Annotated in this window: 1 protein-coding gene; it reads left to right on the top strand. The window is 72.1% G+C overall.

Annotated features, from left to right (window positions below):
- The first annotated feature begins 25 nt into the window (after positions 1–25).
- On the top strand, positions 26–10,864 hold the full coding sequence (locus tag ACIHAX_RS25675) for a type I polyketide synthase (RefSeq protein WP_397280022.1): 10,839 nt from the start codon (positions 26–28) through the stop codon (positions 10,862–10,864).
- The last annotated feature ends 4 nt before the right edge of the window (positions 10,865–10,868 follow it).

Here is a 10,868-nt window from a genome sequence, read left to right as displayed (position 1 = left end):
CCTCGCACGATCAGGAGCCCCACCGATGGCCGACACCGACGAGCTACGCCGCTATCTCAAGAAGACGGCGAAGGAGCTCTACGAGACCAAACAACACCTGCGCGAACTCACCGATCGGACACGGGAGCCCATCGCCATCGTCGGTATGGCCTGCCGGTACCCCGGCGGCGTCCGTTCACCCGAGGACCTGTGGCGCGTCGCCGCCGCTGGCGTGGACGCCGTCGGGGTGTATCCGTCCGACCGTGGCTGGGACCTGGAGCGATTGTTCGATCCCGACCCGGACGTGCCGGGCACGGTCTACACGCGGGAGGGCGGTTTCCTCGATTCCGTCGCCGATTTCGACGCGGGTTTCTTCGGCATCAGCCCGCGCGAGGCCGCCGCGATGGACCCGCAGCAGCGCCTGATGCTAGAGGCGGCGTGGGAAGCGCTGGAAGACGCCGGGATCGACCCGGCCTCGCTGCGCGGTAGCGACACCGGCGTGTTCGCCGGGGTTGCCCACCAGAACTACGGGCCCCGCGTCGGCTCGCCGAATATCACGGCCGAAACGGAAGGCCACGCCTATCTGGGTGTTTCCAACAGCGTGCTGTCGGGCCGGATCGCCTACACCCTCGGGCTGGAAGGTCCTGCCGTCTCGATCGATACGGCATGCTCGTCATCGCTGGTCGCCCTGCATCTCGCGTGCCGAGCGCTGCGCAACGGTGACGCCACCCTGGCCCTGGCAGGCGGCGTCACCGTGATGTCGGACCCGTCGCTGCTCATCGCGTTCGCGCGGCAGCGCGCCCTCTCACCCGACGGACGGTGCCGGGCCTTCGCGGCGGCGGCCGACGGGACGGGTTTCTCCGAGGGACTCGGCGTGCTGGTGCTCGAACGGCTCTCCGACGCACGGCGGCTCGGGCACACCGTCCTGGCGGTCGTGCGCGGCAGCGCGATCAACCAGGATGGCGCCAGCAACGGACTGACCGCGCCGAACGGCCGGTCGCAGGAAGCCGTGATCGGGCAGGCGTTGCGCGACGCGGGCCTCGAGCCCGCGGACGTCGACGCGGTGGAGGCGCACGGCACGGGCACGATGCTGGGCGATCCGATCGAAGCCAGGGCACTGATCGCGGCCTACGGCGCCCGGCAGGCCGACGCGCCGCTGCGTCTGGGATCGCTGAAATCCAATATCGGCCACACCTCGGCCGCGGCCGGTGTCGGCGGAGTGATCAAGATGGTGCAGGCCATGCGGCACGAGATGCTGCCGAAGACCCTGCACATCGACGCGCCCACCCCCCATGTGGACTGGTCCGCGGGCACCGTGCGGCTGCTGCGGGACAGCGAGCCGTGGCCCGCCGGTGCCAGGGTCCGGCGCGCGGGCGTGTCGTCGTTCGGCGCCAGCGGCACCAACGCCCACGTTGTCCTCGAGGAAGCGCCCGCCGAGCCCGCCGCGGAAGGGGAGCCCGAGCCCGCTACCACGGCGGGGACCGGGTCGAATCACGCTGCCCCGCAGCACATCCCGTTGCTACTGTCGGCCGGTTCCGGTGCGGCGTTGCGGGCGCAGGCGGATCGCTTGCGACAGTGGATGGCGGACGACCCGGAAACGGACGCCCGGGATATCGCGCACTCGCTGCTCACCTCCCGTGCCCGGCTGGAGTGGCGCGGAGCGGTCGTCGGTCGCGACCGTGGCGAACTCCTGGCCGGTCTGGCGGCACTCGCCGAGGGTCGTTCCGCGCCCGGTGTGGTCGAGGACCGCGCCGGATCGGGACGCACGGCGTTCCTGTTCACCGGCCAGGGTGCGCAGCGCGCCGGGATGGGACGGGAACTGTACGCGACGTTCCCGGTGTTCGCGGCGGAGCTGGACCGAGTCTGCGCCGAATTCGATCCGCTGCTCGGACGTTCGCTGCGGGACCTGCTCCGCGCCGAGGCGGCGGACGGCGACAGCGCGCCGGGCCCGCTGGATCGGACCGAGTACACCCAGCCCGCGCTGTTCGCCTACGAGGTGGCGCTGTACCGGCTCGCCGAATCGTTCGGCCTGACACCGGATGTGCTGCTCGGCCATTCCATCGGTGAGCTCGCGGCGGCGTATGTCGCCGGAGTGTGGTCGCTGCCCGACGCGTGTGCGCTGGTGGCGGCGCGCGGGCGGTTGATGGGCGCCCTGCCCGCCGGCGGCGCGATGCTGGCCGTGGCGGCGCCGGAAGCGGAGGCGTCGGCCGCGCTCGACGGGTACGCGGGCCGGGTGTCCGTGGCCGCCGTGAACGGGCCCGCTTCCGTGGTGTTGTCCGGTGACGCCGACGCCGTCGCCGAGGTCGAGCGGATCTTCGCTGCTCATGGCCGTCGGACGAACCGGCTGCGCGTGAGCCATGCCTTCCATTCGGCGCGGATGGAACCGATGCTGGCCGAGTTCCGTGCCGTGGCCCGCGGTGTGACCTACCGGCAGCCGACGATCCCGATCGTCTCGAACGTTTCGGGCGCACCGGCCGCTGACGAGCTGACCGATCCGGAGTACTGGGTCCGTCAGGTCCGGGCGGCCGTGCGGTTCGCCCCGGGAGTCCAGGCGCTGGCCGCCGGCGGGGTGCGACGATTCCTGGAGATCGGTCCCGACGCGGTGCTGACCGCGATGACCCGCGAATGCATGACCGAACAACCCGATATCGAGGCCCGCTGCGCGGTGGTCGCCGCCGCACGACGCGGCGCGGACGAGGTCGGGCAGTTCACCGCGTTCCTGGCCGCCGCCCACGCCGCGGGCGCCGACGTGGACTGGAGCCCGGTGTTCACCGGTCGGCCGGCGCGCCGGGTCCCGTTGCCGACCTACCCGTTCCAGCGTCAGCGGTACTGGTTGCCGCCGACCGACGGCATCGGCGATGTGGGCCGCGCCGGATTGACGGCGATGGACCATCCGATGCTCGGCGCGGCGCTGGCCCTGGCCGGTACGGACGAGTGGCTGTTCACCGGTCGCCTGTCCACGGCGTCGCAGCCGTGGCTGGCCGATCACACGGTGTTCGGCACGGTGCTGTTGCCCGGGACCGCGTTCGTGGAGTTCGCGTTGGCAGCCTGCGCGCGAGTGGATGCCGGGACGATCGACGAGCTGGTCCTGGAGGCGCCGCTGCGGCTGGACGAGGGAACCGAAGTAGATATCCAGATCAGTGTCGAATCGCCCGACGACGCCGGGCGCAGGCGCTTCGTCATCGCTTCGCGGGCCGTGGGCGACCCGACCGCCGGATCCACGCACGCCCGCGGTGTACTCGCTCCCGACACGGGAAACGCGGCGGTGCCCGCTGATACGGACGACCCGTTCCAGGACGACGACGCGACCACCGGAGCGGCGCTCTACGACCAACTGGCCGCCCGCGGTCTCGGCTACGGACCCGCCTTCCAGGGCGTGCGCCGGTTCGTGCGCCGCGGCGACTCCGTCGTGGCCGAGGTGCGGCTCGGCGAGACCGATTCGGACGCTTCGCGCTTCGGCGTGCACCCCGCACTGCTGGATGCCGCGTTGCACGCCGCCGTCGACCTATTGTCCGCTGATTTCGCCGACAACCAGGCGCCGCTGCCGTTCTCGTTCACCGGCGTGCGGTTGTATCGCGGTGGCGCGAGCGCGGCACGCGTGCTGATCCGGCGGACGGGCGCCGAAGGGGCGCGGGTAGAGCTCCGCGACGATACGGACGCGTTGCTGCTGACGATCGATGCGCTGCGGGCGCGGCCGGTCGACAGCGACACGGTGCGCAGCGCGCGCTCCGCCGGACCCCACCGTCTCTACGACGTGCGGTGGGCCACGGTGGCTTCCGGCGCCGGGTCCGGCGCGGTGCGGCTGGCGGCGGTCGGCGGACCGTCGGAATCCGCTTTCGAGGAACACTATTCGGATATGGCCGCGCTGGTAGCGGCCGCAGATACCGACACCCCGGGAGCGGACACCCGAGCGCAGCCCGACGCCGTGGTGTGGTTCGCCGAGTCCGGTCCCGGGCACGCCGTCAGCACCGAGGCCGACCGGGTGCGCCGGAGCGTGAACACCGCGCTGGCGGCGGTGCGGTCCTGGTTACGCCTCCCCGAGTCCGGCGACACCCGGCTGGTCGCGGTGACCCGTAACGGCGCCGGACTGCCCGCCGAGGATCCGGATCTGGCCGCCGCGGCGCTCTGGGGCCTGCTGCGCAGCGCACAGTCGGAGCATCCCGGCCGGATCGTGCTGGTGGACGCCGAGAGCGACGCGGTCATCGGGCCCGAGCTGATCTCGGCGGCCCTCGCGACCGACGAGCCGCAGCTCGCGGCGCGTGGCGGCGAGCTGGTCGCGCCCCGGCTCGCCCGGCGTGACGACGCGCCCGGCGCGGCCGTCACCCTGGGCCGAGGCACGGTGCTGATCACCGGCGGGACCGGTGGGTTGGGCGCGCTGGTGGCCCGGCACCTGGTCGCGACCCACGGTGTGCGGGATCTCGTTCTGGTGTCACGCCGCGGCGAACGGGCCGACGGTGTGCGCGAACTGGTGGCCGAACTGGCCGGACTCGGTGCTCGGCCGCGGGTACTGGCCTGCGACGTCGGCGACCGCGCCGCGGTGCGCGCCCTGCTCGACCGGCTGGCCGATGGTCCGGAGCTGACCGCCGTCGTCCATGCCGCCGGCGTCCTGGACGACGCGACGCTCGACGCACTCACGCCCGACCGGATCGAGCGGGTGTTCGCGCCGAAGGTCGACGCCGCACTACACCTGGACGAACTCACCCGTGACCGGAATCTGTCGGCGTTCGTGCTGTTCTCCTCGGTCGCGGCGGTCCTTGGCTCGGCGGGCCAGGGCAACTATGCCGCCGCGAACTCGGTGCTGGACGCGCTGGCCCGGCGGCGCGTCGCGGCGGGCCTGCCCGCGGTCTCGGTGGCCTGGGGCCCGTGGAACCAGAGCGGCGGGATGACCGCCGAACTGGGACGCGCGGGCCTGGACCGCTTGTCCCGCATGGGCTTCCGCCCCTTGGCCGAGTCCGACGGGCTCGCGCTGTTCGACCGGGCGGCGGGCGCGCAGATGCCGCTGGTCGCCGCCGTGGACTTCGATACCGCGGCATTGTCCGCGCAGGCCCGCGCGGATCTGCTGCCGCCGCTGCTGCGTTCGCTGGTAGCGGTACCGCGCCGTGCCGAGGGCGGCGGCGATCTGGCCGAGCGGCTCGCGTCGGCGCCACCGGACCGGCACGACGCGATCGTGCTGGATTTCGTGCGCCATCAGGTCGCCGAGGTACTTGGACACGCCACGGGCGAACAGATCGAGGCCGACAAGCCGTTCAGCGAACTGGGCTTCGATTCGCTGGGCGCGGTGGACCTGCGCAACCGCCTCACCAAGGCCACCGGTCTGCGTCTGCCGTCGACGCTGGCCTTCGATCACCCGACGTCCGCGGCGGTCGCCCGGCTGCTGCGTTCCCGGATCGACGGCGCGGGGCAGGGCGTCCGCCCGACGCGGAAGCGCGCGCGAGCCGACGAACCGATCGCGATCGTCGGCATGGCCTGCCGGTACCCCGGCGGAGTCGCGTCGCCGGACGATCTGTGGAACCTGGTGGCCTCGGGGACGGACGCCATTTCCGAGTTTCCCGCCGATCGCGGCTGGGATCTCGATCGCCTGATCGATCCCGATCCCGAGCACACCGGAACCTCCTACGTGAACGAGGGCGGGTTCTTGACGGGCGCGGCCGATTTCGACGCCGGATTCTTCGGCATCGGCCCGCGGGAGGCGAACGCGATGGACCCCCAGCAGCGTTTGCTGCTGGAGGTGTCGTGGGAAGCGCTCGAGCACGCGGGCATCGATCCGACGTCGCTGCGGGGCACCGACACCGGCGTCTACACCGGGGTGATGTACCAGGACTACGAGGTCTTGACCCGCAAGGCCGGACCCGAGGCCGAAGGCTACGTGGGCACCGGCTCGGCGGCCAGCGTGGTCTCGGGACGCATCGCCTATTCGCTCGGTCTGGAAGGCCCCGCGATGACGGTGGATACGGCGTGCTCGTCCTCGCTGGTGGCACTGCACGTGGCGTGCCGTGCGCTGCGACAGGGGGAGAGTTCGCTCGCCCTGGTGGGCGGTGCGACGGTGATGGCCACGCCCACGGTTTTCGTGGAATTCTCCCGCCAGCGCGGACTGGCGCCGGACGGGCGGTGCAAATCGTTCTCGGCCGCCGCCGACGGTGTGGCGTGGGCGGAGGGCGCGGCCGTCCTGGTGGTCGAACGGCTCTCGGACGCACGGCGACTCGGCCACAACGTGCTCGCGGTAGTGCGCGGCAGCGCGGTGAACCAGGACGGCGCCAGCAACGGTCTCACCGCGCCGAACGGTCCGTCGCAGGAGCGGGTGATCGCGGCGGCGCTGGCCGATGCCGGGCTCGGGCCGTCGGACGTGGATGCCGTGGAAGCGCACGGCACCGGAACGACACTGGGCGACCCGATCGAGGCGCAGGCGTTGCTCGCCACCTACGGCCAGGGCCGCCCTGAAGGTCCGCTGCGTGTCGGTTCGCTCAAATCCAATATCGGCCACACCCAGGCGGCGGCCGGTGTGGGCGGCGTGATCAAAATGGTGCAGGCGCTGCGCCACGAGATGCTGCCGAGAACCCTGCACGCGGAGGAACTCTCACCGCATGTGGACTGGTCGGCCGGATCGGTGCGCGTGCTGACCGACGCCGAATCGTGGACCTCGGGCAGCCGGATACGACGCGCGGGGGTGTCGTCGTTCGGTATCAGCGGCACGAACGCGCACGTGATCCTCGAGGAGGCGCCACCGTCCACGCGTGCCGAGCGACCGGCGGCGGACTCCGGCCCGGTAGCGGGCGGCGTGGTACCGCTGGTGGTCTCCGCGAAATCCGCGGAAGCCCTGCGCGGTCAGGCCGAACGCTTGCGCTCCTGGCTGGCCGATACGCCGGAGATCGACCCGCGGCGGGTGGCGCGTGCCCTGCTCGACTCGCGTGCGCTGCTGGATCGCCGCGGCGTGGTCGTCGGCCGCGATCGGGAGGAACTGCTCGCCGGGCTGGCCGCGCTGGCGGCGGGAACGACGTCGCCGCACGCGGTCGAGGCACCGGCCGTGCCGGGTACGACGGCCTTCCTCTTCACCGGTGGTGGCGCGCAGCGAGTCGGCATGGGTGCCGGTCTGTACCAGGCGTTTCCGGTGTTCGCGACCGCGCTGGACGAGGTGTGCGCCGAGTTCGACCGGCACCTCGGGGGTTCCCTGCGGGAGGTGATGTTCACCGACGAGGCCGGGGTGCTGGACCGGATGGACTGGATGCAGCCCGCGCTGTTCGCTTTCGAGGTGGCGATGTTCCGGCTGCTCGAGTCGTACGGTCTCCTACCGGACGTGCTCGCGGGTCACTCGCTGGGCGAACTCGTCGCGGCCTATGTGTCCGGGGTCTGGTCGCTGACCGACGCCTGCGCGCTGGTGGCGGCGCGGGGACGACTGATGGGTGCGGCGCCCGCCGGTGGGGCGATGCTGGCGGCCGCGGTGTCGGAGACGGAAGCGGAGGAACTGCTGACCGGTCTCGCCGACCGGCTCGCGATCGGGGCGGTGAACGGTCCGGAGTCGGTGGTGTTCTCGGGATACGCCGATGCCGTCGACGAGATGCGGCGGCGGCTAACCGAGGCGGGACGGAAGCACACCCTGCTGCGGATCTCCCACGCGTCCCATTCGATGTTGATGGAACCCGTCCTCGACGAATTCCGCGCGGTGGCGGAGGGACTGACCTATCGCGAGCCCACCGTGCCGATCGTGTCGAATGTATCCGGCACGCGGGCCGGCGACGAAATGCGCGATCCGGGCTACTGGGTGGCGCAGGTGCGCGGCTGTGTGCGCTTCGCGCCCGGGGTGCGCAGTCTCCTCGACTCCGGGGTGCGGCGTTTCATCGAAGTCGGACCGGACGCCGCGCTCACCGCGATGACCGGAGAATGCTTGGCCGAGCGTCCGGAAGTGGCGGCGAAGTCACTGGTGGCGGCCTCGTCCAGGCGTTCGGTCGACGAGGTGACCCAGTTCGTCACGCTCCTCGCCCAGTCCTTCGCGGCAGGCGCACCGGTGCGGCTGCGGTCGCTGCTGCCGGGAGCGGACGCACGGGTGGAATTGCCGACGTACGCGTTCCAGCGCCGCCGGTACTGGGTGCGACCGGCTCCCGAAGTCGTGACCGGCTCGTTCGGCCATCCACTGCTGACCAGCGCGGTGCCGGTCGCGGGCAAGGACGAATGGTTGTTCACCGGCCGGTTCTCCGCGCGCACCCAGCCGTGGATCGGCGACCACGCGGTGTTCGGCTCGGTATTGCTGCCCGGGACGGCCTTCGCGGAGATGGCGCTCGCCGCGGGCGCGCAGGTGGACGCCGGGGTGGTCGGCGAATTGCTGCTGCAAGCTCCGTTGCCGCTCACCGCGACCGCCGAGATCGAGCTCCAATTGAGCGTCGGGGCGCGCGACGAGCAAGGGCGGCGCGGATTCGCCGTGCACTCCCGCGCGGCCGATCGGGAGTCCGACGGCACGGACCCGTGGGTGCGGCATGCGAGCGGCGTCCTGACCACCGCCGACGACGACCACGCGCCGGTGTGGAGCGAACCGGTGTGGCCGCCGTCCGGCGCGGAGCCGTCGGACGGGTCGCTCTACGACCGGCTGGCGGAGCGCGGCTTCGACTACGGTCCCGGTTTCCAGGGCGTCACCGCGTTGTGGACGCGCGGCGAGCAGACCTTCGCCGAGGTGTCCCTCGACGAATCCGTGGGCGTCGCGGCGGCTCCGTTCGGCATCCATCCGGCGCTGCTGGACGCATGCCTGCACGCGGCGCTCGGCGAGCTGATCGGCGACCTGCCCGCCGGGCAGGTGCCGTTGCCCTTCTCCTTCACCGGTGTGCGCTTGTGGCGCTCCGGTGTCACCGCGGCGCGCGTTCGCGTCGTCCGGGATGCCGAGGGACAGGTCACGATCGACATCGCGGACGACACCGGCTCGCTCGTCGCGCGCATCGATGCGGTCTCCGCACGTCCGATCGCGGCCGACGCGCTGGGCGCGGCGCATGCGGGACGCCGTACGGCACCCCTGACCCTGAGCTGGACGCGCGCGGAGCTACCCGCGCTGCGGGCGGTGCCCGACCGTGTGGCGACGATGGGGCAGGCACGAGTGTCCGGTGTCGACCGTCACTACCTCGACGCGTCGGAAGTCGCTGCGGCCGAACAGGTTCCGGATATCGTCGTCTGGTCGCTCCCGGAGGGACCTGCGGCCACCGCTGACCCGGTCGAGCCCGGGACGGTGCAGGAGGCGACCCGCACCGCCTGGGAGCTGCTGCGCTCCTGGTTGTCGCTCGAGCGGCTGGCGGACACACGCCTCGTGGTGGCGACCCGCCGCGCGACGGGCCTGAACGGAGAACCGGTCGATCTGGCCGCCGCCGCCGTCACCGGTTTGGTCCGCAGCGCACAGTCGGAACAACCGGGTCGTATCGTGCTGCTGGACCACGACGGAGACCTGGACGCCGCGACGGTGCTCGGCGTGCTCGAATCGGGGCACGCCCAAGTGGCGGTCCGCACGGGCGAGATCTACCTCCCGCGCCTGGCCTATGGCGACGTACCTACCGAAGAACCCGGAAACATCCGCAGCACGAGCGCTTTCGGCGATGGCACGGTGCTGATCACGGGCGGAACCAGCGGATTGGGCGCGGTGATCGCGCGGCACCTGGTCACCGCACACGGTGTCCGGCATCTGCTGCTGGTGTCGCGGCGCGGCGCGGCGGCCGACGGTGTCGCGGAACTGATCGCCGAGCTGGAACGGCTCGGTGCGCGCACCCGGGTCGCCGCGTGCGACGTGGCCGATCGCGCGGCCTTGGCCACCGTGGTCGAGTCGATCGGGACCGAGCACCCGCTGTCGGCGGTGATCCACTCCGCGGGCCTGATCGACGACGCCACCATCGAGACGCTGACCGCTCAGCGGATCGATCGTGTACTCGCGCCCAAGGTCGACGGCGCGCTGCACCTGGACGAGCTCACCCGGGGCCACGACCTGTCGGCGTTCGTCGTGTTCTCCTCGGCCGCGGCGATTCTCGGTTCGCCCGGACAGGGCAACTACGCGGCCGCGAACGCGTTCCTCGACGGGCTCGCGCAGGCCCGGCGAGCGCAGGGGCTGCCCGCCTTGTCGGTCGCCTGGGGTTTGTGGAACCAGGACACGGGCATGACCGCCGAAATGGACCGGGCCGCGCTGGCGCGGCTGGAACGTATGGGTCTGCGGATCCTCGGTGACTCCGACGGTACGGCGCTGTTCGACGCGGCGCTCGCCACGGATGCGGCCATGGTCGCTTGCGTCGAGTTCGACAAGTCCGCCCTGGCCGCGCAGGCACGCGCGGGGCTGCTGCCCGAAGTGCTGGGCGGCTTGGTCGCCGGCCGCGCCCGCCGGGTATCCAGCGCAACCGCCACCGGCGGACTGCTGGCCGACCTGCTCGCCACCGCGCCGGAGGACGAACGCGACGCGCTGGTGCTCGGATTCGTCCGCGAACACGCCGCGGCGGTGCTGGGATACCAGTCCGCGGCGGCGATCGATCCCGAAACTCCGTTCAACGAGATGGGTTTCGATTCACTCGGCGGCGTCGAGCTGCGCAACCGGCTGTCGGAGGGCACGGGCACGCGACTGCCCTCGACGCTGGTGTTCAACTACCCGACGGCGAGCGCGGTGGCGAAACTGCTGCGGTCGCAATGGGAAGCGACCGCGACCACCTCGGCGATCGATGACCAGATCGCCGCGCTCGCCGCGCTGCTGGCGACCCTGCCGTCGCAGGAGGACAAGGCGCGGCTGGCCGAGCGGATCCGCGCGACGCTGACCGACGCCATCGACGAACCCGCGCCCGAGCCCGCGCCGGTCGCCGATCAGGGCCGCGACGCCGTCGAGGCGGCCGCCACGGCGGACGAACTGTTCGCTCTCATCGACCAGCAGATCAGCGGAAAGTAGAGGA

The sequence above is a fragment of the Nocardia sp. NPDC051929 genome (genome assembly GCF_044548645.1).
Taxonomy (GTDB): Bacteria; Actinomycetota; Actinomycetes; order Mycobacteriales; family Mycobacteriaceae; genus Nocardia; species Nocardia sichangensis.
The sequence above is the reverse complement of the archived record's forward strand: the minus strand, read 5'-3'. Positions and strand labels throughout refer to the sequence as shown.

Coding starts and splice junctions, on each gene's coding strand:
- ACIHAX_RS25675 (WP_397280022.1), top strand. CDS start 26: ATGGCCGACACCGACGAGCTACGCCGCTATCTCAAGAAGACGGCGAAG.